Origin of the sequence: Hwanghaeella grinnelliae (genome assembly GCF_004005845.1) — a bacterium.
Classification (GTDB): Bacteria; Pseudomonadota; Alphaproteobacteria; order UBA8366; family Aestuariispiraceae; genus Hwanghaeella; species Hwanghaeella grinnelliae.
This window is the reverse complement of record NZ_SADE01000002.1, coordinates 867,416-890,500: the sequence shown is the minus strand read 5'-3', so window position 1 is coordinate 890,500 and position 23,085 is coordinate 867,416. Positions and strand designations below refer to the sequence as shown.

At 57.9% G+C, this 23,085-nt stretch carries 22 protein-coding genes and 1 tRNA gene; 8 read left to right on the top strand and 15 right to left on the bottom strand.

What is annotated here, in order from left to right:
• Positions 1 to 226 precede the first annotated feature (226 nt).
• From EOI86_RS14820 to EOI86_RS14805, 4 genes are all read right to left on the bottom strand, one after another.
• Positions 227 to 1,363, bottom strand: coding sequence for a pentapeptide repeat-containing protein (locus EOI86_RS14820; RefSeq protein WP_127765943.1), 1,137 nt, complete (start codon positions 1,361 to 1,363; stop codon positions 227 to 229).
• A gap of 283 nt (positions 1,364 to 1,646) precedes the next feature.
• The gene (gene yghU, locus EOI86_RS14815; protein ID WP_127765942.1) at positions 1,647 to 2,528 is read right to left on the bottom strand and encodes a glutathione-dependent disulfide-bond oxidoreductase; all 882 of its coding nucleotides are present in this window, start codon (positions 2,526 to 2,528) and stop codon (positions 1,647 to 1,649) included.
• Between the two features lie 236 nt (positions 2,529 to 2,764).
• The gene (locus EOI86_RS14810) at positions 2,765 to 4,000 is read right to left on the bottom strand and encodes an autotransporter outer membrane beta-barrel domain-containing protein (protein ID WP_127765941.1); all 1,236 of its coding nucleotides are present in this window, start codon (positions 3,998 to 4,000) and stop codon (positions 2,765 to 2,767) included.
• Positions 4,001 to 4,059: 59 nt separating this feature from the next.
• Entirely contained in the window at positions 4,060 to 5,985 is a 1,926-nt protein-coding gene (locus EOI86_RS14805; RefSeq protein WP_127765940.1) for a hypothetical protein, read from the bottom strand.
• Positions 5,986 to 6,633: 648 nt separating this feature from the next.
• Between EOI86_RS14805 and EOI86_RS14800 the strand changes: the two genes are divergently transcribed.
• From EOI86_RS14800 to EOI86_RS14790, 3 genes are all read left to right on the top strand, one after another.
• A complete protein-coding gene (locus EOI86_RS14800; protein WP_240035682.1) occupies positions 6,634 to 7,086 on the top strand; it encodes a PadR family transcriptional regulator in 453 nt (150 codons plus the stop codon).
• Positions 7,083 to 7,394, top strand: a complete 312-nt coding sequence (locus EOI86_RS14795; RefSeq protein WP_240035681.1) for a DUF2218 domain-containing protein — start codon at positions 7,083 to 7,085, stop codon at positions 7,392 to 7,394. Before EOI86_RS14800 ends, EOI86_RS14795 begins: the two co-directional genes overlap by 4 nt.
• Positions 7,395 to 7,506: 112 nt before the next feature.
• Positions 7,507 to 8,013 carry a DUF4405 domain-containing protein gene (locus tag EOI86_RS14790; protein ID WP_205032207.1) on the top strand — a complete coding sequence of 169 codons (507 nt, stop codon included), beginning with the start codon at positions 7,507 to 7,509 and terminating at the stop codon, positions 8,011 to 8,013.
• Positions 8,014 to 8,039: 26 nt separating this feature from the next.
• On the opposite strand, the gene EOI86_RS14785 is transcribed toward EOI86_RS14790, so the two are convergent.
• On the bottom strand, positions 8,040 to 9,572 hold the full coding sequence (locus EOI86_RS14785; RefSeq protein ID WP_127765939.1) for a M81 family metallopeptidase: 1,533 nt from the start codon (positions 9,570 to 9,572) through the stop codon (positions 8,040 to 8,042).
• Between the two features lie 235 nt (positions 9,573 to 9,807).
• Positions 9,808 to 10,188 (bottom strand): hypothetical protein, encoded by a 381-nt coding sequence (locus EOI86_RS14780; protein ID WP_127765938.1) that lies wholly within the window; start codon positions 10,186 to 10,188, stop codon positions 9,808 to 9,810.
• A 546-nt stretch (positions 10,189 to 10,734) separates the two neighbouring features.
• Here EOI86_RS14780 and EOI86_RS14775 point away from each other — a divergent pair.
• Positions 10,735 to 10,810: transfer RNA gene (locus EOI86_RS14775), tRNA-Thr, on the top strand.
• A 91-nt stretch (positions 10,811 to 10,901) separates the two neighbouring features.
• Here EOI86_RS14775 and EOI86_RS14770 read toward each other — a convergent pair.
• Positions 10,902 to 11,762 (bottom strand): response regulator, encoded by an 861-nt coding sequence (locus EOI86_RS14770; RefSeq protein ID WP_127765937.1) that lies wholly within the window; start codon positions 11,760 to 11,762, stop codon positions 10,902 to 10,904.
• 97 nt (positions 11,763 to 11,859) lie between these two features.
• Between EOI86_RS14770 and EOI86_RS14765 the strand changes: the two genes are divergently transcribed.
• The gene (locus EOI86_RS14765) at positions 11,860 to 12,627 is read left to right on the top strand and encodes an SAM hydrolase/SAM-dependent halogenase family protein (protein WP_127765936.1); all 768 of its coding nucleotides are present in this window, start codon (positions 11,860 to 11,862) and stop codon (positions 12,625 to 12,627) included.
• Between the two features lie 39 nt (positions 12,628 to 12,666).
• On the opposite strand, the gene EOI86_RS14760 is transcribed toward EOI86_RS14765, so the two are convergent.
• Complete coding sequence (locus EOI86_RS14760) at positions 12,667 to 12,945, bottom strand: hypothetical protein (protein WP_127765935.1); 279 nt, start codon at positions 12,943 to 12,945, stop codon at positions 12,667 to 12,669.
• 205 nt (positions 12,946 to 13,150) lie between these two features.
• Between EOI86_RS14760 and EOI86_RS14755 the strand changes: the two genes are divergently transcribed.
• Both EOI86_RS14755 and EOI86_RS14750 read left to right on the top strand, forming a co-directional pair.
• Complete coding sequence (locus tag EOI86_RS14755) at positions 13,151 to 13,978, top strand: lysophospholipid acyltransferase family protein (RefSeq protein WP_127765934.1); 828 nt, start codon at positions 13,151 to 13,153, stop codon at positions 13,976 to 13,978.
• A 54-nt stretch (positions 13,979 to 14,032) separates the two neighbouring features.
• Positions 14,033 to 14,809: a hypothetical protein gene (locus EOI86_RS14750; RefSeq protein WP_205032206.1), complete on the top strand. Its 777-nt coding sequence runs from the start codon at positions 14,033 to 14,035 to the stop codon at positions 14,807 to 14,809.
• Positions 14,810 to 14,889: 80 nt separating this feature from the next.
• Here EOI86_RS14750 and acs read toward each other — a convergent pair whose 3' ends face one another.
• From acs to EOI86_RS14720, 6 genes are all read right to left on the bottom strand, one after another.
• Positions 14,890 to 16,836: an acetate--CoA ligase gene (acs, locus tag EOI86_RS14745; RefSeq protein WP_127765933.1), complete on the bottom strand. Its 1,947-nt coding sequence runs from the start codon at positions 16,834 to 16,836 to the stop codon at positions 14,890 to 14,892.
• 220 nt (positions 16,837 to 17,056) lie between these two features.
• A complete protein-coding gene (locus tag EOI86_RS14740) occupies positions 17,057 to 18,034 on the bottom strand; it encodes an alpha/beta hydrolase fold domain-containing protein (protein ID WP_127765932.1) in 978 nt (325 codons plus the stop codon).
• A 126-nt stretch (positions 18,035 to 18,160) separates the two neighbouring features.
• A complete protein-coding gene (locus tag EOI86_RS14735) occupies positions 18,161 to 18,724 on the bottom strand; it encodes a peroxiredoxin-like family protein (RefSeq protein ID WP_193555789.1) in 564 nt (187 codons plus the stop codon).
• Between the two features lie 136 nt (positions 18,725 to 18,860).
• Positions 18,861 to 19,283, bottom strand: a complete 423-nt coding sequence (locus EOI86_RS14730; protein WP_127765931.1) for an EVE domain-containing protein — start codon at positions 19,281 to 19,283, stop codon at positions 18,861 to 18,863.
• Between the two features lie 46 nt (positions 19,284 to 19,329).
• A complete protein-coding gene (locus tag EOI86_RS14725; RefSeq protein ID WP_127765930.1) occupies positions 19,330 to 20,598 on the bottom strand; it encodes an MFS transporter in 1,269 nt (422 codons plus the stop codon).
• A gap of 68 nt (positions 20,599 to 20,666) precedes the next feature.
• On the bottom strand, positions 20,667 to 21,014 hold the full coding sequence (locus EOI86_RS14720) for a TraR/DksA family transcriptional regulator (RefSeq protein ID WP_127765929.1): 348 nt from the start codon (positions 21,012 to 21,014) through the stop codon (positions 20,667 to 20,669).
• A gap of 169 nt (positions 21,015 to 21,183) precedes the next feature.
• On the opposite strand from EOI86_RS14720, the gene EOI86_RS14715 reads away from it, so the two are divergent.
• Positions 21,184 to 21,417: a hypothetical protein gene (locus tag EOI86_RS14715; RefSeq protein WP_127765928.1), complete on the top strand. Its 234-nt coding sequence runs from the start codon at positions 21,184 to 21,186 to the stop codon at positions 21,415 to 21,417.
• A gap of 47 nt (positions 21,418 to 21,464) precedes the next feature.
• Here EOI86_RS14715 and EOI86_RS14710 read toward each other — a convergent pair whose 3' ends face one another.
• Positions 21,465 to 22,817 (bottom strand): MFS transporter, encoded by a 1,353-nt coding sequence (locus EOI86_RS14710; RefSeq protein WP_127765927.1) that lies wholly within the window; start codon positions 22,815 to 22,817, stop codon positions 21,465 to 21,467.
• Positions 22,818 to 23,085: the final 268 nt, after the last annotated feature.

Below are 23,085 nucleotides of genomic sequence, written 5' to 3'. Positions count from 1 at the left end.
CGACCTACCACCGGCGGTTCGTCGGCACCCTTCTCCACTTGTACCGGCCCGGCGGCGGTACAAGCGACTTCACCACTTCCAGCGCGACGCAGCCCCTTGTCTCATCCAGTGTGAAACAAGTTTAGCCGGTTGCCTATGGTCCAATATCTGAGTTGACTACGGGACGGGTCCATCCGGCACCTTCATCGTCCGAGGAGTGTGACAACACAGGATGATCCCGCCATTATTATTCGTTGATAACATTCGCACCCGCACAAAGGGCGAGGGAAAGGTTGCTGTTCGGGAGGATTGTGGTCTCGCTTCCGCATGCATTGCGGAGTTGTTCCTGAGTCATTTCAATCACGCCTGACAAGTCTGCACCCGAAAAGTCGATCTTGGATAAAGTCGCTTTGTGGAAGTTGGCCCCCGTTAGATCGCTACCCCGAAAATCCGCTGTTTTTATCGAGACATTGTAAAAGTTCACACCGTTGAGAGTAGCATCCCTAAAAGAGACGTTACTCAGTTCCGTTCGATTGGCATTTCTCCGCGGGTCGGAGAAGAAGGCATTCGTCAAATCACTGCCGGCAAATGTCGTATTCACAATCTTGGCCGATCCGAACCTGACATTGGCCAAATTTGCCGAGGAAAGATCCGCATCCGTCAAATCGGCATCGGATAGATTTGAGCCTGATATATTCGAACCCGCCAAGTTTGCGCGGCTCAAATCGAGCCAACGGATTTTGGGGGCTGCGGTGACGTAAAGTGAAAACCCTAAGAACAATATGAGGTAACCGAACGTTGCGCCGGCTCGAGAAAGAGCCGGAGTTCGCCTGACATACATCACGAAGCTAAGCGCAAGTGAGGCAACGGTCATGGCAAATAGATATAGCCACAACTCACCCAGAATACCGGACTTCCAAACCAACATGAACATGTACAAAGGCAAGGAAGCGTAAAGAACGATTTTAGAGAAAAAGACTCCGACCGGGTTCTCGTCATACAGAACATTATGATCGTACCGAAGGGCAAACCGGGTCTTATCCCGAGCCTCCATTTGGAGGAACACATGCCCGATTAGGATGAACAACAGAAGGGGCGAGAATATAGAGAATGAAAAGAAGCTAAGGCTGTAGTCTACGATCGGCAACTTGATCTGAGACTCGGAAAGAAGAAGTAGGACATCTGGCGATGAAATGACTGTCAGACCACAGAAGAACCAAGTTCCGACATATAACGCCAACGATTTTCTTATACTCGCCTCAATCTCTCGAGCTCTTGCGAGCCGTCCCTCATCTTTAGGAGATTCCTCGTCATTGTTGTTCAGGGGCGTTGGTTCGGGTGGCCTCCAACTCGACCATAGCGCGACATCACGAAAGAGTTTCAAATTTGTCCTCCAAAGAGATTTCGACTTTGCGCAACGCACATTCCCGGAAACAGGAAGATTTACCGAATTATTACCATATTACCGCTTTGGTTGGTACATCGAGTCTCTTTGTATTTCGACGTTCACCTCTTCGTCGTCATTGCCAAATTCGCTATCGAAAGCGCATGCCAGCGGTGATTCAAAAATAAGAAATAGGACGTTCAAAGGCAAAACGGCGCCCGGACCGCTTGGGCCGGACGCCGTGACTGGTTTGCGCTCGGGTTTACGTAACCCGGCGGTAAGGCTATTCCGCCGCTTCCAGCTTGTCCTGCGTCTTGGTGTCGAAATCTAACGCGTCGTGGCGTTCATGGAGTTGTTCCCAAGGCTCGCCGGAAAGCTTGTTGACCTTGCGGCCGCGCTGCACTGCCGGGCGGTCGAAGATTTCCTTGGTCCAACGCTGCACGTTCTCGTAGGACTCGACTTGCAGGAAGGTCCCTGCGTCCCCGTACTGCGCCCCGCGCGCGAGATTGCCGTACCAGGGCCAAGTCGCCATATCCGCAATCGAGTAATCATCGCCGCCGAGGAAGCGTGTTTCCGCCAAGCGTCGATCCAACACATCCAGCTGGCGCTTGGTTTCCATCGCAAATCGGTTGATTGGATATTCGAACTTTTCCGGCGCATAGGCGTAGAAATGCCCAAACCCGCCGCCGAGATAGGGGGCGGACCCTTGGAGCCAGAACAGCCAATTCAAAACTTCGGTCCGGTTGGCTCGGTCGGTCGACAGGAAATGACCGAATTTTTCCGCCAGATAAACCAAGATTGAGCCGGATTCAAACACGCGGAGCGGCGGATTTTCTGACCGATCGAGCAGCGCCGGGATCTTGGAATTCGGGTTGATTTCGACGAAGCCGCTGCCGAATTGATCGCCATCACCGATCTTGATCAGCCAGGCATCGTATTCCGCGCCGCTTTCGCCGAGCGCCAGCAACTCCTCCAGCATGATCGTGACCTTCTGGCCGTTTGGTGTGCCGAGCGAATAGAGTTGCATCGGGTGCTGACCGACCGGCAATTCCTTGTCATGCGTCGGGCCGGCGATCGGCCGGTTGGTGCTGGTCCATTGGCCGCCGTCCTGGTTTTCCCAAGTCCATATTTTCGGTGGTTCGTAACCGCTTTCGGATTTCGTCATTCTCGCCTCGCGTGTCTGCGTTTTTCCATTGAAGTCAAATATAGGCGCACTCGGTCAGGGGTCGATAGAAACCATTGAACAATTCCTTGTCATCCTCGTCCGCAATGTGCGCGCGTCCAATCACATCAATCGAGCGAGAAGCACACTGGTGTTCGGCCTGCGAAACACGTCATAGACACATCACATCAAAAAAAAGACCCGGCGCGAAGCCGGGCCTTTTCCGTTCCGATCGAGAGCTACCAATCGTATCGCAGGTTAACGCTGATACCCGTGGAGTCGAAGTTGTCCCGAGTCAACACATGGGATGCTTCCGCGGAAAGGGTCAACCTGTCGGTGGAGAAGTAGTCCGCCCCGAGACTCAGGGTTACCTGACTTGGGTCCTTGGATCCCGTCACGTTCTCATACTCATAACTACCAATGCCGTAGACCAGCACATTATCGAAGTTGTATCCGGCCCGTGCGGCAAGTGACGCCTGACCCAGGTTGGTGGTACGGGCGTTGACGAAATCTCCGTCACTTTCCGTGTAAGAATCCGCCGAATCCCGAGCGTACAGATACCCGAGCGTTCCGCCGAATTCCCACATGTCTACATAATAGTTTAGGTTTGCCGACGCGCCGGTATACCAACGCAGAGTGCTGAAATCCCCACTTTCACGGTTTCCGGCTTCCAAGAAATCGACATCGCTTTGGACGTAGGTAACGCCGGCGATACCGCTCAAATAGAAATACTCATTCACGATATACGCGACATAGGGTGTCACGCCCGCGCCTAGACTTTGCAGCTCACCACCATTGAATTTCGTGTCGATATCGCCAACCTCGAACGAGGCGGCGGCCCCCAACAGCAGATCGTCACCCAATGACAGGCCTAGATAGCTGCCGGTCATATCCGCGCCAGCCAGGGCAAGATACTGGTCCGCATTGAAATCCGCGCCGGTCGCATCGCTTGAGAAATGCGTCCAGGTCAAGTTGGTCCAAGTCCCAAGACCGGAATAGGCCGTCTCGCCCCCCGCGTCGTCATTGGCCGCTGTCTGGGTGATGTTGTTCGTATTTCGACCGCGCGGCTCGTCATGGGTCAGGTCCGCCGTAAGGCTCATCCTGCCAACAGATCCGCGGGACATGGTCGAATTGATCGAAACGGCGCCACCGGCCAAGGAAGCCGCAAACGGGCCGAATGGATTCTTGCTGTCCGACTGGCGCCCATGGACTTTGTTCGCCAAACCGCTGGACGGGGCCGGGGCATTGATCCTCGGGCCGCCGACACGCGATCGTGAAACCAGCCGGGACGTGATACTGCCGACACGTGCCGCAATAACATTGGCGACGGTGGTTGCCGACTCCCGAAGAACGTCGTCGGAGGTTACCGCACCGCTATCCTCTTCGCTGGACGCATCGTAGTACTGGGCCCAAGATTGGTTTGGAAAAATGAAACAAACCGACAGTAATGCGAACAAGAATAGACTTCTCGCCATTGAACCATCCCCTATCCAATATTGTGACCAACGAATATCAGAGAAAAATGATTAGAGTATTATTCGGTTGCGTCAAGTTCGCTTTTCAACAACCGTAAGCTGGAAATGATTCCGTCTGGTAGTAGGATCCGCTGGCCGACGCCGTTATCGTAGGCAAACAAGCTCATATCCAAACCCTCCCGGATAGTCGCCTCATCGGAAAGCATCGCCAATCCCATAAACCATTTCGCGACAAGGTCGTGCTCGTCACGGGTCAAGAAACGCCGCCCCAGGTCGCGGACATCCCGATCGCGGCCGGATTCCAAAAGCACGGCGAAGTAGGGACCATAAAGATCGCTTCGCGGGGCTAGGCGCGGATATGCGACCTCGGCAATGTCACGCCACCTCTCTAAGATTTCAGCCTTCGGCAACCCGCCTTGTTGGGCGTTGAAATACATACGAGCTGCCACCTGCAACATCTGGGCGTCGAGCAGGCTGGTGTGGCGATAGCACTTCCCGGTTTCCAGATAGGTTTCAACCGCTTGCACAAAAGCCACAGGATCTTCTAGCGGGGAATCGATGTTCCGGATCCAGGGGATGAATCCGCCGCGGTTGCCAATACTCGCAAAATAATGGCAATCGGTACGCCCCCCAGTGGCGGCGCCAATTGCAAGAACGGCCACCAGGGCTCCGGCTAAAATAGGAAAGGCAAGTGTAGGATTCGGACTGATAAACACGCTTTTGACCGTTTTCCAAAGCGCGGTGGATTCCCGTGACGATTCGGGGTGGGTCTTCAACCATTGGGCGGAAAAGCGCCTGCTGCGCAAGCGCCGCAAATTCAAACCAATAACAAGCGTTGTCATTCCCGTCGTCGCGACGGGGTTGAACCAGACCAATTGCAACAGCATCAGTGCAACGATGAATGCCGCCGACCGCACTGTCGGCATCGTTGTCCTTATGAGCAGATAGGGATAGGCCATCGCTGCGGCGAGGCCCAATAGTCCCATGCTGGCCAGCCATTCAAGATGCAGGTTATGGAAATCGAAATGAACCTCGCGCGTCCCCTCCCAGATGTTCTGCCGACGCATGGGCATGTCGATTTCTACAGTCGTGGGCAATGCTAGGTAGCGTCCATAGGTGAGGTTCAGGTCGCCGGTGGAGGACCAACCGTATCCATGCGCGAGCGCCATTGGAGACTCGGACGTCGCCAATTCGTACACAGTGAAATATCTCTGCCGATCCAACAGGCTGCTCAACAAAGGAACGGAACTGGATATCGGGACGGTTGCCAGCAAAAGCGTGCCGGCCAGCAACGTCAGGGCTAACGCTGCACCCGCCCGTCGGGATGTCCAGGCCGGGCTGCAGTGACGAAACCAGCGGAACCTTCTGGCCTCCAAGCCCGCCGCCAAAAGGAACACGGCGGCGGCGAGCCAGCCGGATCGGTTGTCGGAGACCAGCAGCATGGCGAACGCCAAACCCCAGACGAGCGTCGCGGGTTCGACGAAGCGCGCCCGTGACGGGAATGACTTTTCCCCGTCATGGTCGGCGAAGGGTCGCCGCGCTGCAATGCCGAACAGGGCGAGCGCCGCGAAAGCCGCATAGTCCTTGAAAAGGACGGGATAGCGAAACCCCAATTCCTGCCATACCGGGAATAGAAAGACGAGATTCCCACCCGCCAAGCCGAAGATGAGCCAAGAGAATGCGCGCCTTGATGCTCTTGTTCTGGTGACAAGGTAAGCGGATTGGAGGGCTAGGCCGTAGACCAAGAATGACAGGACGCTTTGGTTGTGAAAGGGATGACCGACCAACGTCAGCGCCGGGACACGGTGCAGCACAGCCAGAGCGAGGCTTAGCCCGGCGAAGCCGTAATGGAAGAGCGCCAGCGGATGCATGATCGCCACCCGCGCAAGTCGCGGCACCTTCTGAACCGCAAGGCCGAGTCCCAGACTGGCGAAAAGTCCGCCAAGGACCAGGCAAACGAGATTGGCTTCCAGCGGCGACACCATGTGACGCACGAGAGCAGTGTTCGTAAATAGAAAGATAGCGGGCGTTGGGACGCAAAGGACAATCGCAGACGCTGCGATGCAAAGGTGGATTATCGGTCCGAGCCGAACCTTGCCGGGATCCCCGGACCGTTTCGCGGCGCTTTTGCTAGGGGATGACATGCGGCAGACCAAGCATCCTACAGTGAAAAGTTTCTGCGGTAACATTCTGCCATAATCACTCCGCCCTTCGGACACAAGGGAGTGGTCCCGGATCAACGTCGCGCTTGAACCCACGCTATACCCGGCAGATCAACCCGGCCACCAAGCATTCCCACTTCCAGACATGGATTGAATCATCCCCGGTTGCCCTGGAAGCGAAGCCTAGCGATCGAAACCAGGTTTTCAGCTGCACCAAGAATATTCTCGATATATCTTGAATTACGATATATCGAGATATATATCGAGCGCATGATAATCAGAAGAAGAGAAAACATGATGAACAATAGTGGAGTTGACGGCCCCGAAGGCGCCGGAAATGGCGGTCCCAGGAAAGGTGGCCGCGGCAGAGGCGGCCAAGGAGGCAGTGGCCAAAGGCATCACGGCCATGGCCATGGCAGCCATAAGCACGGCCATGGCGGCGGACGCCGGGGGGGGCACCGGGGCGGACGTTTGTTCGACTACGGTGAATTGCGGCTTCTGATCCTGGCCTTGATCGCCGACGCTCCGAGCCACGGCTACGAATTGATCAAGACCATCGAAGACCGGTTCGCAGGGGCCTATAGTCCAAGCCCCGGTGTCATCTACCCCACGCTCTCCTGGTTGGAAGACATGGGCTATGCCGCTGTCGAAACCCAGGAAGGCGGGCGCAAGCAGTACCGCATCACCACGGAAGGCGCCGACTTCCTGAAACTGAAAAAGACGGAAGCCGAAGGCTTATTTGCCCGCACCGGACAGCACGGCGGCCCGCCCGCCCATGCACCGGCACCGATCGTTCGCGCCATGGAAAACCTGAAAACCGCTCTGCGGCTTCGTTTACGTCAAGGGCCGGTCGAGGAACAGACAATCGAGACAATCGCCGCGGCCATTGATGCTGCCGCCCAACAAGTGGAGAAAAGTGAATGACGCCAACCACCCCCACCGCCTACATGCTCGAAAGTACGGCCGACATCGCGACAGAAAAGGCCAGCCGTTACCTGCAGCAACTGTGCAAGCATTTCGCCCATAAAATCCCGGTAAGCTTCGATGCGGCAGCCGGCCAGATTTCCTTCAGCGGTGGCGACTGCCGACTGGAAGCCGATGACAACCGCCTGAGGCTATCGGTCACAGCGTCAGATGCTGAAACTTTGGCGAAACTGCAGAACGTCGCCGCCAGCCATCTTGTGCGGTTCGCGTTTCGTGAGGAAATGCAAATCACATGGCAAAGGGTCTGACCCAGGCAGAAGAACAATAAGTGTGGCTTAAAGCCGAACAGGATGGAAACGCAGATGAGTAGCACAGGAAAAATAGGGCCCCGACCGAGTTAACCCCTGCAGGAGACCGAAATTGCACCCCCTGTTCAAACGTTATGCGACCCCTCTTACGACCGGCCTTTTTTTGGTTTCCATGATTTCCGGAATAGCGCTGTTCTTCCATTGGGCGCCATCCGCATTTCACGGCATGCACGAATGGCTCAGCATCGCATTACTGGTTCCCTTTGCCCTTCATGTTTGGAAGAACTGGCGGGGCTTGGTGAACTACTTACGCAACAGGACCTTGTTTGTCGCCTTGGCTGCTTCCCTAGTCGTGGCAGTGCCATTCGCCGCCCCGGCAATCATGGGACAAAGCGGCGGGAACCCCGCCTTCAAGGCGGTCGGACTGATGACGCAGGCCAGCTTGACGGAAATTGCACCGATATTGGGATCAACCCCGGATGGATTGATGAAGACGCTGTCCGACCAAGGGCATTCCGTCGCCTCCGCCGATCAGACATTGGCTGCCATTGCGACCGGCTCGGGCATTGACGCAAACAGACTGCTTTTCGCAGTGATACAGCAGCTAGAAAAACGCTAAGCCGATGCGCCCACCCTGCTAGCCGTTTACCCTTCCCAAACCACCAGGTCGAGCGGATGAATTGGCCGGCGCACATGTTTGAAAGTCCGGAAAGACAGGTCGTCGGAACTCATAGCGCCGGTATCGCAGACCATGATTTCAGACGCGATCGGACCGAAGGCGCCCCGGAAATGCTGTTGGGATTTAACCGCCAAGACACGTTTCTTTTCAGGCTGAATACCAACCGCGCGGAAAAGCGCCCGGTCCAACATCTGCAAATTATTGGAGGTGACGAGGATATCGATATCCGCCCCGTCTTTCGTCTCCACCCGGAAACAGCCACACGGGCCCAGGTCACCGGTCACGCCGGTCGACATCGGTCCCTCATAGACGAAACTACCATCGCCGAGTGCCGTCACCGTCCCGGTCAGGGTCAGCGGCCCGCCGCCGCGATCCGCATTGGTCTTTCCGCCCAAAGGTATGGTCATAACCGCGCCAACACCTGCGCGGTGCATTTCCGCCGCCGCCCCTGGATCATATAGACCGCCGAACGCCGTGTTTCTCAGTCCGGCCTTCAGCATCACATCCAATAAACCGGTCGCGTCGCCGTAGGCCCCGGCACCCGGATTATCCGCGAAGTCAGCAATAACGACGGGGCCATTGCCGGTTGGCCGATTTGCCCGCATGGCCCGCTCGACTGCGACTTCAGGGGTCAGTATGTCTATGCTGGACTCGTCCCGGCGTCGCCAGATCTCCGCCATGATTTCATCCGCCAACTGGCGCCACTTCTTTGACGCGCCATCACCCGTCACCGTCACGCTCGGTCCGGCTTGTTCAATATCCGCATCGACGAAACCCGCATTGACCGACACCGTAAGCACGCCAGGTTCTTCCCCCTCCAGCTTGCGGGCCGCCGCCAGGTGATCGAGCATCTGGCCGCCTGCATTCGTGGTTCGCCCATCGTCGCAACCGACAAGAAGTGGGGCCCGCGACACGACCGTCACCGGATGGCAGTCGCCGGCAAGGCAGCGCGCCATCAGCTGCGCCGCTTCCACACCGCGCTCGCGCATGTCCACATGGGGATAGGTCCGGTAAGAAAACAGCGCAGTCGCCAGTTCGGCCATGCGGTCGGTTACATTGGCGTGCAGATCAAGCGTTGCCATGATCGGAATGTCCGGGCCCAGCTTTTCGCGAAGCTTCGCCAACAATGCGCCCTCGCCGTCATCCGCCGTCTCTGTCACCATCGCCCCATGCAACGCCAACAGCACCCCATCGATGGGACCATTTTCGAGAGCATTGCTCAGGTCGGCCAAGATCCTATCCGTCACGAATTTCTCCGCTTCCGCGGTTACCATTCCCGATGGCCCGGCATTGGCGGCGATGGTCGGGATGATGGTCCAGCCCTCAATGTCCGTAACATCCAGGAAACCTGCAATTTCGGAATTGGTGTCACGCAGCCGCGCTGGTATTTCAGATCCCGCATAAAGCATATTGGCGCGGAAGGCGTCCAAGCCCGTCGGCCGGTCGGAGAACCGGTTCGTCTCATGGGCGAACTTGGCAATAAGAATACGGTGGGCCATCAGGGCGCTGTCCGGAAAATCCAACCTTTAAGGGCACTAAAAGCACCGCGGCGGCTGCGGATCGCCCAGGCAGGACGCCAAGCCAGCTGCGCGGAACGTGCGCGGCTAACCGCCGGATCGCCTACATCCACCTCCTCCACAGCGGTTCTGACTTCGTCCGGCGACATATGAGGAGTTGTGTATCGGTTGCCAGCATTGCGGCGCGAGGCTTGCGTTTTGGCAATAGGCGCGTCGTTCATACGCCTTCGGACCAGATCCGGCCCCGCGCCGACACATAGCCCAAACCCTGCAAGTCCACCGTGGCATCATCTGCATTACCCGGCCTGTCCGGCGGTGGCGGATTGATCACCCGGCCTTCGGCATAACCGGTTCGGATTAGATCTTCCGTTGTCGCCACCTGTACCGGTTTGGGGGCCGGTTTTGCCGTATCGTTCTGCGGGTCGCGCGCCTGTCGGGCCGCGTCACCGGCGCCGGGATAATTCAGCGTGAGCAGGGGCTGGTGCACTGTACCGCGCAGAATACGGCGCTGACGCTGGCGGCGCTCTTCCCGTCGTGCGGGTTTGAACACGCCATCAAGAATCGCTTCAAGTTCCGTCGACCCGTCCAGTTGGATCACTTGCCACCCGCCACTAATCGTTTTCTGATAAACGCGAATTTAGCATAGCACTTCTGTGATCCACCATGATCGCGTCGTCGTATCATTATACTGAAGCGGTTTACGGCGGGCAAATGCATCGGTGTTTAGCCCGACGCAACGCTTGAGAACGATTCGCATTTTGCAAACTGATCTGCGATTCTTCGTCGCAAATCGCCACGCCGCGCCACACTGTGTCCTCCCTCAAAAAAAAGCGGCCCGGAGGATGTCCGGGCCGTCTAGGCGAGGGAGAGTAAGAGGCAAAAGGGAAGAAACTTCTCACCGACTTGTCGGCTAGCGAAAGAACCCTTTTGATGCCCCCACCCTAGCCGCCCCCTGTCCATTAATAAGTGACACCAGTCACACAAGAGCAGTTTTTTGCATTTGGCGCTGATTTTTTCGGCTCAGACGACTACATGCCGGCGACAGCAAAGGCTGGCGGAGGGCTGGGGAACGGTTTTTGATGCTTGATCCCGACAAAAGGCTTGCAGTCTCACGCCTGCCGCAATATCAGAGCGGTCGCAACGGGCCGGCTTAGCTCAGTTGGTAGAGCACATCATTCGTAATGATGGGGTCGCGTGTTCGAGTCACGCAGCCGGCACCAGCGCTCCCAAGTGATTTTCCAGATATCTCAAGAATGGGCTCAATGGTGACTGAACCCTGGTGATCAACCGTCGGTTCGATCCGGGGCGGGATTATTGCGAACGTCCCAATCCCCGCTTTGCAAATGCCTGCATCGTCAATTCCCCAAGGGCCGGCAACTGGCGGAGAAACAACTCCGCACGGGTGAAATCGCCCTTGTCATATGACTTTTCCAACACCGCAGCGGTCAGTTCCACTGCTCGCGCCCCAAAGGAAGCAGAACTGCTTTTCAAGGAATGAGCCCAACGGCTTCTGTCTTTTGCCGATACCGACTTATCCGCGGCCATCAGGGCGGCGGTAAGGCGATCAGCCTCCCCAAGATACATTACGATCAGGTCCCGCATCGCTTCCGGACCGGCATCCTCTTCCAACTGCGCCAGCTTTTCGCATTGAATGACAACGGTCTTGCCGAGGCCTTCAACGTCAACCGTCTCTGCATCCTCGCAGCAGGCCGCCTTATCAGCCGGCGCCTCCGCTTCGTCGGCCGGACGCGCGTTGCGATCCAACACCTGAACCAGTTCCGCATAGCGCAAGGGTTTGGCTATGTAGTCGTCCATACCGGCTTCCAGGCACCGCATCCGGTCGGCAGGCGTGTCATGCGCGGTAAGCGCCACGACGGGTATATCGCAGTTCGGCGCGGGCAATTGACGGATTGCGCGGGTCGCCTCGACACCGTCCATGACCGGCATGGCAACATCCATAAGAACCGCCGCATAGGCATGCTGAAGAACAAGGTCTACTGCTTCGGCGCCGTCGAACGCTTCATCGACGATGAATCCGGCGCGCCGCAGCATCGCCCTCGCGATCATGCGGTTCGTCTCGCCATCATCGACAAGAAGCACGCGGCCGCGTTCCCCGGGTTCCGATCCGGTTGTGCCGCCATGGTCCCCTTTCGCAAGTACACTTTGTTGCATTACTACTGCACTCTTCCCTTCCGACGCTCCACGCTGCAGGATCTGGGCCAATCATATTGACATCTGTGCATTGAAACTTGAACGACTGGACACGCGAATGATCCTGTTTTTCACGGATTTCGGTTGGCTTGGCCCTTATATCGGTCAAATGCACACTGCGGTGGTCGGGTATGCAAACACTATACCGATAGTCGACTTGATGCACGATGCGCCGGCACAGGACCCGAAAGCGGCAGCCTATCTGTTAGCGGCATTGGCACCGGCCATGCCGGCGGAATGCGTTTGTGTCGGCGTGGTGGATCCGGGCGTCGGCACGGATCGCGACGCCATCGTCCTTAGGACGGGGAACCGGTTTTTCGTCGGGCCGGACAACGGATTGTTCTCGCTAACCGCCCGCCACAGCGACGCCGTGCGATGGTACCGTATCGTCTGGCGGCCTGAAACACTTTCAGCCAGTTTCCACGGGCGCGACTTGTTCGCGCCCATTGCAGCGCGGATCGCCGCCCGAACCACGCCCGGGCAAGAGGCGCGTTGTCCGGCGTCCGCATCGTGGATGGACGGCCTGGTAACGGAAATCTCCGGCCCAGCCGTTTCGCCGGAATGGGCAGATGATATCGACGAGGTCATCTATATCGACAGTTTCGGGAACTGTATCCTTGGCCGCAGGGCGATGACCGTCGATCAGCACGCCTCGATCCACGTGCCCGGCGAAACACTGGGCGCAGCGAGAACGTTCGGCGACGCGCCGGAAGGATCCGCTTTCTGGTATGCCAATTCGATGGGAATGGTGGAGATCGCCGTAAACAAGGGAAATGCGGCGGAACGCTTCGGCTTAAAAATCGGAACGCCGGTTCAGGTCCACTGATCACAACGCGGCCGCGCCCCGGCCAAAATCACCTTCAGTTCAACCCGTCATCTGGCCACCGAAATAATACGCACCAGCCCAAGCAAGTCCGCCCGCCGCGAAGGCAACCAACAGCCAAACCCAAATCGGGGTGCCGGCAGATTTTTGCTGTTCCTGCGTAACACGGGCGATGTCCTTGTCGATCGCATGAATACGACCCGCGACTTCCTGCGCGGCATTGTCTTTCTGATTGGGCAAACGCTTATAAAGATCCATCTGCTTCTGGCGCTCGTCCTTCAGGGCGGCGATCTTCTCGGCCTTGGTACGTGTCTTGGCCATACTGGCGGCCCCTTTTTGCTAAATTACTATGAAAAAACCCCACGCACCCCTGCGGCCGGGAAACTAGCTATCATTATACTAATAAACAATTAATTTAAGACACTTGGCTCCACCTACATGAATTGCCACCGAATCGTCATCCGCCTGTCACGGGCAATTGGTAACTGCTGCCGGTTAGTAATGCCGCGCAGAGAACCAGCCGACGATGACCGACGTAACCGAAATTCCGACCATTTCCTACGCCACGGACGGCGACCCCATGTTGCGCCGTGCCCTGATTCGGGTGATCGAAAAGATCTCGGGCCAGCGGCGGTTGAAACGCCTTTATGACGAATATCGTCTGCAAGGCGGCAGCGACCGCCCCTTCTGGCAGGAGGCGATCGACCGGCTTCGCGTCGGCATGAATGTCGACGCGAGGCAACTTGACGCCATGCCTGCGGAAGGCCCGTTGATCGTCGTGTCCAACCACCCTTTCGGCGTCCTCGACGGTTTAAGCGCCTGCCATCTGGTCAGCCAACGCCGCGCCGACATCAAGCTGATGGCGCACGCGACATTCGAGCGCGCCCCGGAATTGCGACCCTATTTATTGCCGATCCAATTTGAGGGGGCGTCGTCGGCACTCCGCAGCAATGTCGCCGCGCGGCAGGCTGCGCTTCAGCACCTGCGCGACGGCGGGGTGGTCATCATCTTTCCCGCTGGTCGGGTTTCCACGGCAGACAAGATTTTCGGCCCGGCGACGGATGCGCCTTGGAAGCTCTTTGTTTCGGCGATGGTCCAAAGGTCGAACGCGACCATTCTGCCGATCTATTTCGAAGGTCAAAATTCCTGGCGCTTCCATCTGGCAAGCCGGATTGGCGAAGCCTGGCGCGAGGCTTTGTTGATGTATGAATTGGCCCGCCGTATCGGCAGCGACGTCACGGTGCGCATCGGCGAACCGGTGCACGCCACCGACCTGCCCAACCTCGATGACCGTCACCAACTCCTCGCCGATCTGCGCCGCCGCGTCTATGCGCTGGAGGGGACGTCCTCATAGTTTAAACCACCGTCTCTGCATTAGTTTGTGGAATGCCGGGTTGAATGATTTGATTTGAGCGCTCCAAAACCGTGGGATCGCTCGATGAAAAAAGTTTGTGTGCATTCGATTGCTTTCGTGGTCCTGACAATGCTCACCCAGCTTGGCGGCTTCGCTTGGTTAATCGCCCTTGCTTGCAAGTGGCGCATTTCGGTCTTCATCGGCGCCTATATCTTGTTATCTGTCATGGCCACATTCGTTGCGCCGCATTTCAGCCGAGTTCCGCTAAGTTGCATGTCCGACAGTCCGCTGGCGGTCCAATCATGGTTCTATTGTGTGATGAACCGGAACTATGTTCATCCGGATATTCGGGCCGCACTCCAAGATCTCGCTACAGAAATCGATAACACCTATCCTGGGACGAAGACTCTCGTTCTGGACGCGAATTTTCCGTTTCTTACGGGGTTTCCGTTGTTACCCCATCTATCCCACGATGATGGTAGGAAAGTTGATATCGCTTTCTACTACCGGAATGCACAAGGCGGATATCTATCTGGCAGAACACGGTCGCCGATCGGCTATTTCGCATTCGAACAGGGACCGACAAACTGCCCGGACCGGTACCTGGATTTACGCTGGGACTTGGATTTGCTACAGCCTGTGTGGCCGGACTGGCAAATCGAACCCAAGCGCACACGGTTTGCTTTGCAAACTCTGGCCTCGGACCCTCGCATCGGAAAGATTTTCGTCGAACCGCATTTGTTGGCGCGGCTTCGCTTGGACGGCCCGAAGTTTCGATTTCAAGGCTGCAATGCGGCCCGTCACGATGATCATATCCATTTTCAACTTTGATACAGATCGCTTGAGACGCAGACAGAAGAAGGGCGGCGCCAACACAGCGCCGCCCGTGTTTTCGTTGATTTGCCGCGCAGTTAGTGCGTGCGGTTCTGACGGTTGTCGATCAGGTCGTCGACGACGCCCGGATCGGCCAATGTCGAGGTATCGCCAAGATTGCCGAACTCGTCCTCGGCGATCTTGCGCAGAATGCGGCGCATGATCTTGCCGGAACGGGTCTTCGGCAGGCCCGGCGACCACTGCAGCCAATCGGGGCTGGCGATGGGTCCGATTTCCTTACGGACCCACTGGACCAGTTCCTTCTTCAACTCATCCGTCGGTTCAACCCCGGCATTCAAGGTAACATAGGCATAGATGCCCTGTCCCTTGATGTCGTGCGGCGCGCCAACGACCGCGGCTTCGGCTACCTTGTCATGTGCGACCAGCGCGCTTTCGACTTCCGCCGTGCCCATCCGGTGGCCGGAGACGTTGATGACGTCATCCACGCGGCCGGTGATCCAGTAATACCCGTCTTCATCCCGGCGGCAGCCGTCGCCAGTGAAGTATTTCCCCTTATAGGTGGAGAAATAGGTCTGCATGAAACGCTCGTGATCGCCATAGACCGTCCGCATCTGGCCCGGCCAGGATTCGGTGATGCAGAGGTTGCCTTCCGTCGCGCCTTCAAGCGGTTCGCCTTCATTGTCGACGATCTGGGGCTGAACCCCGAAGAAGGGCAATGCCGCGGAACCCGGCTTCAGGTCCGTGGCGCCGGGCAGCGGGGTGATCAGGATGCCGCCGGTTTCCGTCTGCCACCAGGTATCGACGATGGGGCAGCGTTTATCGCCGACCACTTCGTGGTACCACATCCAGGCTTCCGGATTGATCGGCTCACCCACAGACCCCAAAAGGCGCAAGGATTTGCGGCTGGTCGAGGTCACCGGCCCGTTGCCTTCCCGCATTAACGCGCGGATCGCGGTCGGCGCGGTATAGAACGTGTTCACCTGATGCTTGTCGCAGACCTGCCAGAAGCGCGAGGAATCCGGATAGTTCGGAACCCCTTCGAACATCAGCGTGGTCGCCCCGTTGGCCAAGGGCCCGTAGACGATATAGCTGTGCCCGGTGACCCAGCCGACATCCGCCGTGCACCAATAGATATCCCCGTCGTGATAGTCGAAGACGTATTGGTGCGTCATCGACGCGTAGACCATGTAGCCGCCGGTGGTGTGCAGCACGCCTTTCGGCTGGCCGGTCGAGCCAGAGGTATAGAGGATGAAAAGCGGATCTTCCGCATTCATTTCTTCCGGCGGGCAATCGGGGCTCGCCGCTTCGGTGGCTTCTTCGTACCAGATATCACGGCCGTCGACCCACTCGATATCGCCGCCGGTGCGCTTCACAACAACGACGCTGGTAACCGACGGACAGGTTTCGAGCGCCTTGTCCGTATTAACCTTCAGCGGAATTTTGCGGCCGCCGCGCACGCCTTCATCGGCCGTAATGACCATTTTGCATTCGGAGTCCTGAATGCGGTTGGCCAAGCTATCCGGCGAGAAACCGCCAAAGACGATCGAGTGAACCGCGCCGATCCGGGCGCAGGCAAGCATCGCATAAGCCGCTTCGGGGATCATCGGCATGTAGATGCAAACGCGGTCGCCCTTCTTAACGCCCTGAGCCTTCATCACGTTCGAAAGGCGGCCGACATGATCGGCCAATTCGTTATAGGTGATCTTGGCGTCGTCGGTCGGCTCGTCGCCTTCCCAAATGATGGCAACCTGATCGCCGCGTTTAGCCAGATGGCGATCGATACAGTTGACGCTGGCGTTCAGCGTGCCGTCCTCGAACCACTTGATCGAGACATCCGGCACCATGAAATTCACGTTCTTGATCTTGGAATACGGCTTGATCCAGTCGAGCCGCTTTCCCTGTTCAGCCCAGAAACCTTCCGGATCCTCAACCGACTTCTTGTACCACTCCTGGTATTGATCCTTGGTGACCAGCGCGCGTTCTTTGGCGTCTTCCGGCACCGGGAAGGTGTGTACTTCGAACATATTGTCCCCTCCTGCTCTTTGATTTGGCATACGGGTCGCGGGATTTCCCCCGCAGACTCCGTCTGCGGACTCCGTCATGTGTCATATGACGCCATCCCAACTGTCCGGCTGCCTCTCGGAACTGGCGGCGTAGTACCATGATGCTGTCGCACCGCGGCAATTTCAACGGCTTCCTCGTATAAATGAGTGATTTCTAGCCCCTGAATCGGGTGATATGAGCCTATAGGGGCGCGACATGGCGGCGCAGGAAGTCGCCCCCCATGGCAAGGGCCTCGCGGGAGGTATCAACCATCCGGCTCATATGCAGGAAACCGTGCAACACGCCTTTGAAAAGGTGGTAGTCGTGCGGCACACCGGCATCGACGCATAACTCGCTCAACGCGTCGCTGTCGTCGCGCAGGGGATCGCATTCCACCGGCCCGATGAACAGGGGCGGCAAGCCGCTGACGTCCCGCGACAAAAGGTCTAGCCGCCAATCGGGTTTCGCCGCGCCGGGCGCCATCAGACAGTCACGGAAGAAAGCCAGGCTTTCCGCCGACAATCCGTCCTCCGCGCCGCCGAACAGGCGCCGGCTGCGTGAATCCTTCAGGCCGAACGCACCATAATACAGCAGCCCTGCTTTCAGCTGCCCTGGTCGCTCGTCCTTGAAGTGGTGCAAGGTCCCGAGGCTCAAGGCCGCCCCGGCCGAATCCCCGCCGATCGCAAGCCGGTCCACGTCCAATCCCAGACTGGCGCCGTTTTCGGCCAACCAATGCACGGCGACCGCCGCGTCTTCATTGGCGCAGGGAAAAGGCGCTTCCGGGGCGAGGCGGTAATCGACGCCCACGACCGCCAAACCGCTATCGGCGGCCAATTGCCGCATGATCCGGTCATGGGTGTCGAGATTGCCGAGCACCCAGCCGCCGCCATGCAGAAAAATCAAAGCCGGCAGGGGACGCTCGTCCGACGGATAATGAATCCGCAACGGTAAATCGCCGCCCGGGCCGTCGATCGTCAGGTCCACGCGATCGGCCATCGCCGGCCCGCCTTCGTTCCAGAAGGCCCGGTTGGCGTTGTACAGCCGCCGCTGCCCGGCAACGTCATCCGCCGCCGGCTTTTCCCCGATCTCCGCAACGACGGAAGCGGCGATGCGCTCTTCCTCCGCCAAAGCGTCCTTCAACTGGTCTGATAGTCTGGATGTAATGTCTACGCGTGCCATGCGCGAAGTGTGGCACGCGTCGTTTCCCAGGAAAATAGCAAACAGTGGAAATGGAAAACCGGCCGCCGATCAAGGCGGCCGGATTCCGGTCGTCAAACTCTATAACTCTGTGGAATGTATCGGTCTTTATTCCGCCGCTGCCGCGTGATCGATCACCTCGCCCCGGCCCGGATAATCGTTGGCGATAACAAAATCGAGGGCCTTCGAGATGTCCGCGAAAGAGGGGCGCGCGAAAGGCATGGTCTGGACCGTCCCGAAATAGAGTTCGCCATTTGGTCGAACGAGATAGAGAGCGGGTTCGGCGAACAGGTCCGGTTCCACCACGCCGGCGGAGGTCTTGCCCCGGCTGGTTGAAATGAAGAGGCCCCATTCCCGTGCCGTATCGAGACTAAAACCATAGCCGATACGAAGATTCGGAAGGTTCCATTTTTCCTTGGCCTCTGTTGCGCGTTCTTCCGTGTCGGAACTGAGCGCAATGACGCTGACGCCTTTTTCGGTCAGCGCGTCGAGCCGGTTGTGCAGGTCACCCAGATAGTTGGCACAGATCGGACAATGGAGCCCCCGGTAGAACACCACCATCGTGAAGTTCTCCGGCGTCTCCTCCGCCAGATTGAATTGCCCCCCACCGACGAGGGGGACCGACAAATCAGGGACCTGCTGGCGCGGATACAGGATTGCTTGTTGAGACATGAATTCTCCTCTCATAGCGCCCGCAGCATGGAAATCTGCGGTCCGCCCAATGCGTTGTCATTGGCAAACAATCTAGAACAATCGTTCCAGATACCAAATCACGCCCGCGTGAGAAAAGAACGACGCCGTCCCGCCGCTAAGACGGGTCAGTCTCGCCCATCGCACAGATCAGTTTCCAGGACGCCTGGTCGATCGGCATGACGGACAGGCGGGATTGTTTGATCAAGGACAGGTTTTCCAGCCTTGGCTCAGCCTTGATATCGCCCAGCGTCACCGGCTTTTCGAACGGCTTAATCGCCATGACGGTGACCATGCCGAACCGCCCCTTCGCATCGGTCGGATCGGGATGGTATTCCTCAATCACTTCGACGATACCGACGATCTGTTTTTCGTTTACCGAGTGATAGAAGAAACACCGGTCGCCGATTTTCATCGCCTTCATGTTGTTGGAGGCCTGGTAGTTCCGCACACCGTCCCAGCCCTCGCCCTCCTTGCCTTTCTTCACCTGATCGTCCCAGGACCAGGTTCCGGGTTCGGATTTCATCAGCCAGTAATTCACGGATGCCTCCTAAAAAATATGGTCAGAAACTGTGGCCGTCGGGCCATCAGGCGGCAGTCACGGCCGGCCGCCCGTCGTTAAGATAAAGACGCGCCGCGATCGTGCAAAGCGCTATGCCCAGCACAGCATAGCCGATCAACATTCCGCCGATGGCGGAAAGCGAGAATCCCAAATCGAAAAGCACGCCCATGGCCACCGGGGAGGCGGCGCTGGAAAACACCATCAAGGCCGTGGCCAAGGCCCGGATCGCGCCCAGGTGCCGCTTGCCGTAAACCTCGGGCCAGAAGGCACTGACCAGCGTATGCGTGATGCCTGTTCCCGCGCCAGTCAGCATCATATACGGGATGAGCAGGACCGGGTCCGCGCCGGAAATCAGCACCACGACGGCCAGCATCTGCGGCCACAGGAACCATGGCAGCAGGCGCGCCGCGCCAAACCGGTCAATGGCGACCCCCGCCAGAAGCGACGCCACGACCGTGGTCACCGCATAGACCGGATATGATGCCGCCAATGCCGTTTTCGACCAGCCCTGAATATCGACCATGATCAGGATCTGGTGAAAGAAGAGGCCCGTGAAGATGAAGGAGGGCGCCAGCAACCCCGGCAGGACAAGGTAGAGGCGCGCGTCGCGGATCACTTCCGCGCGGGTCCAGGACCGCTCGGCCACGGTGCGTCCCGCCGCCGCGTCGCGCTCTGCCGTTTCCATGCGCTCTATATAAGCCCCGTGGCGGGCCTTCTGGTCACCGAGAAGCAGTAGGGCCAAGGGCACGATGACAAGGGCCAGGACAATCGCGATACCGCCCCAGCTTTCCCGCCAACCGGTCACCGCCACCGCCGCCACGACGGCCAGCGGCAACAAAGCCTCCCCGACCGGATAGCCAAGCGCCGCAATGCTGAGCGCCTTGCCCCTGCCTTGATCGAAATAACGTCCCATTGCCGTCATGGCCGTGTGCCCGGGAAGACCCTGGCCGCATTGGCGCAGCAGGAAAACGATGAAGACAAGAAGGACGACCGACTGCGCCACGCTCATCAAAACGGCCGCGAGCCCCAGGCCCGCGAAGACCGCCACGATGTAGACACGCAGGTCCACCCGGTCGATCAATTGTCCCGTCCACAGCAGAAGAAAGGCGCTGGCAAGCGTTCCCATGGAATAGACCGCGCCGAACTCCCCGTCGCTCAACCCGAATTCCGCCCGGATTTCCCCAGAAAAGAGCGAGATAAAGAAGGTCTGCCCGAAACTGGATGCCAAACACAGCAGCATCCCGAAGCCGAGCAGGCGCGCATTGGTCCGAATGAACCCGAAATAACGAATCATGGGAAGCGGTACCGGTAGAAATGAACAGGAAGGCGGCCAACACGCCGAATTGCATTTTTGACTGTGCTTTAACCGGCGCCGCCAGCACAATCCACACAGGTCGGCACCGCCGGGTCAAGCCGAAGTCGCTTTTCCGCGATCGGTTCGTCGCAGGAAATACAGTAGCCGAAATCACCTGTTTCGATTCGGTGCAGCGCGGCGTCAACACGGGCGAGTTCGGATTCGCGCCGCCTATCCTGTTCCTGGGCCATTGCTTGCCCTTGAAGCGCATCCATCCGACTCAATCGCCCGACCGACTGCTGGTCCAGCGTTACCACAGCCCGCGCACCCTCGCTCTGTTCACGCAAGGCCGACAATTCGTGCCGTCTAGCAAGCAGGACGGCTTCAAATTCTGCGGGATCTATTTCATCGGACATCACTGAATACCTCACCCTGCGAAAAATTATGTTGCGGTGCAAAAAAGTGCTGGCCCCCGGCAGCGAAATAAGCTTATTATTTTTTGTGCGGTGCAAAATTATTGGTAAAAATGCCGCTTTTGGGAGGAAGACACGCTAACGCGACTTCGAATGAGAAGGAGGTCTTCCAATGTCAGAGTTCACCAAATATCCCCTATCCGAGCAAATTATTCCCGACACCGCCACCACGCCCGATCCGTCGATCGACGAGATAGAATTCTATGTGCAGCGTGGGAAAAGTCTCCACTCCAAAGCGATCCGCGAAGTCCTGTTCGCCGGTTTCTGCTCTGTCGGCAAAGCCGCCGATCGGGCGGTTGCAACGGTCGGACAGGCGTTCCGTAAGGAACGGCACTCGCCCTCCTAGGGTCAGCCTTCAAGGTGTAACGCGACAAACGGCCGGGACGGCAAGCGCTATTGCTTGCCGTCCTTAATGCCACCCTCGTGTTCTGTCGGACTGGTTTCTTCGGCGCTTTCAGGCGGTTCCGGTAAATCGTCCATCGGTTCCAGATCCTGCTCTTCCTCGACCAGATCGTCTTCCGGGTGGTCGTATTCGGGGCTCATCGTGGCCGCCATCGCCGATGTGCGTGGCACGGCAACGAAAGTGCCTTGTTCTTCGGCGGGCAGGGCAGCCCGTCGCGTCATCCGCCACAAGGCGAAAGCCGCCATGGCAACATGGATCCCCGCGATGGTGATGTAGAATCCTGAAGGCCCGAAGAGTTCCATCGCCCCTGCCCCGATATTCGGGCCAAGCATCGCACCCAACCCGTTCGTCATGACCAGCGCACTGCTCGCGGCCACCATTTGCTTGGGGCTGAGATAGTCGTTCGTATAGGCGATCGAGAGCGAATAGATCGGAAAGGTCACGCCGCCCGCCAGCCCGACCGCGATAAAGACGAGCAACTTGTTGTCATTACCCAAGGACGCGCCAAACGCCCCGGCTGCGACCGCAGCCACCGCCGCGATCATGATCACCGTGCGGCGATCCATGATGTCGGACAACTTTCCGATCGGCCAAGTAAAGATGAAGCCCCCAACGAAAATGGCGCTCATGAAAACTGAAACTTCGGCGATCGTCAGGCCTTGTTGATAGGCGAAGGACGGCCCCATACCCATGACCACCCCTGCGCTGGTCCCGACCAGAAACATCGAAACAACGCCTAGCGGCGATGCCTTGTAAAGGCGGAGGGGGCCCATTGTTTCCGGCGCCTCGAATTCCGGCACCCTTGCCGCCGAGACCAAAACCGGAACGACTGACAACGAAATCAACACGGAAACGATGGTGAAGAGTTGGAAGTCTGCCGGGCTATACAGGTTCAGCAAATATTGGCCGCCGCCCATGCCCAGCAGCGAGATAATCATATAGACCGACAGAAGCTGGCCACGCGTCTCGTTGGTCGCGCGATCATTCAGCCAACTTTCGCAGATGATGTAGAGTCCCGCATAGCAAACCCCGGTCAGGACGCGGATCAGGAACCAGGCAATTGGATCGACGAATATCGGATAAACCAGCACACCGAATGAGGCGAGTGACGCCAAGGCCCCGAAAACACGGACATGTCCGACCCGCCCAACCAAACGGGGCACGATAATGGACCCAAGGAAAAAGCCGACGAAGTAGCCGGCCATCACGAACCCGATAACAGAGGTATTGAAAACCTCGAACTGCGCGCGAACCGCCACCAGCGATCCCTGCAACCCATTGCCCAGCATGATGAAGGCCAAGCCCAGGAACAAAGCCCAGGCCGATTTGATGGCGTCGAACATAAAGTACTTTCCTTGCTGGCCCGGCACTATGTGCCGTCATGCGGCACCATGTGGCACCCATCCCGGATGCGCCCGGTTGTTTGCCTCCGACCCCCGGTAGGAGACTATCGCAGTAACGACTGCGCGCAATCCCGGTGCGACGGACAGGGCCAGCCGATTCGTCAATCGGCGGAAAACGGCGAGAAATCGTTGATTTTCCGTCGTTTCAAAAGGTTGAAAAATCTATTTTTTTGCGCGTCCGAACGTCTGCTTGCGCCGCCTAGGGCAA

What these genes read in the sequence shown, in the direction of transcription:
- yghU (WP_127765942.1), bottom strand. Translation starts at nt 2,528, where the DNA reads ATGACGAAATCCGAAAGCGGTTACGAACCACCGAAAATATGGACTTGG.
- EOI86_RS14810 (WP_127765941.1), bottom strand. Translation starts at nt 4,000, where the DNA reads ATGGCGAGAAGTCTATTCTTGTTCGCATTACTGTCGGTTTGTTTCATT.
- EOI86_RS14805 (WP_127765940.1), bottom strand. Translation starts at nt 5,985, where the DNA reads ATGGTGTCGCCGCTGGAAGCCAATCTCGTTTGCCTGGTCCTTGGCGGA.
- EOI86_RS14795 (WP_240035681.1), top strand. Translation starts at nt 7,083, where the DNA reads ATGACGCCAACCACCCCCACCGCCTACATGCTCGAAAGTACGGCCGAC.
- EOI86_RS14785 (WP_127765939.1), bottom strand. Translation starts at nt 9,572, where the DNA reads ATGGCCCACCGTATTCTTATTGCCAAGTTCGCCCATGAGACGAACCGG.
- EOI86_RS14770 (WP_127765937.1), bottom strand. Translation starts at nt 11,762, where the DNA reads ATGCAACAAAGTGTACTTGCGAAAGGGGACCATGGCGGCACAACCGGA.
- EOI86_RS14765 (WP_127765936.1), top strand. Translation starts at nt 11,860, where the DNA reads ATGATCCTGTTTTTCACGGATTTCGGTTGGCTTGGCCCTTATATCGGT.
- EOI86_RS14760 (WP_127765935.1), bottom strand. Translation starts at nt 12,945, where the DNA reads ATGGCCAAGACACGTACCAAGGCCGAGAAGATCGCCGCCCTGAAGGAC.
- EOI86_RS14755 (WP_127765934.1), top strand. Translation starts at nt 13,151, where the DNA reads ATGACCGACGTAACCGAAATTCCGACCATTTCCTACGCCACGGACGGC.
- acs (WP_127765933.1), bottom strand. Translation starts at nt 16,836, where the DNA reads ATGTTCGAAGTACACACCTTCCCGGTGCCGGAAGACGCCAAAGAACGC.
- EOI86_RS14740 (WP_127765932.1), bottom strand. Translation starts at nt 18,034, where the DNA reads ATGGCACGCGTAGACATTACATCCAGACTATCAGACCAGTTGAAGGAC.
- EOI86_RS14735 (WP_193555789.1), bottom strand. Translation starts at nt 18,724, where the DNA reads ATGTCTCAACAAGCAATCCTGTATCCGCGCCAGCAGGTCCCTGATTTG.
- EOI86_RS14725 (WP_127765930.1), bottom strand. Translation starts at nt 20,598, where the DNA reads ATGATTCGTTATTTCGGGTTCATTCGGACCAATGCGCGCCTGCTCGGC.
- EOI86_RS14720 (WP_127765929.1), bottom strand. Translation starts at nt 21,014, where the DNA reads ATGTCCGATGAAATAGATCCCGCAGAATTTGAAGCCGTCCTGCTTGCT.
- EOI86_RS14715 (WP_127765928.1), top strand. Translation starts at nt 21,184, where the DNA reads ATGTCAGAGTTCACCAAATATCCCCTATCCGAGCAAATTATTCCCGAC.
- EOI86_RS14710 (WP_127765927.1), bottom strand. Translation starts at nt 22,817, where the DNA reads ATGTTCGACGCCATCAAATCGGCCTGGGCTTTGTTCCTGGGCTTGGCC.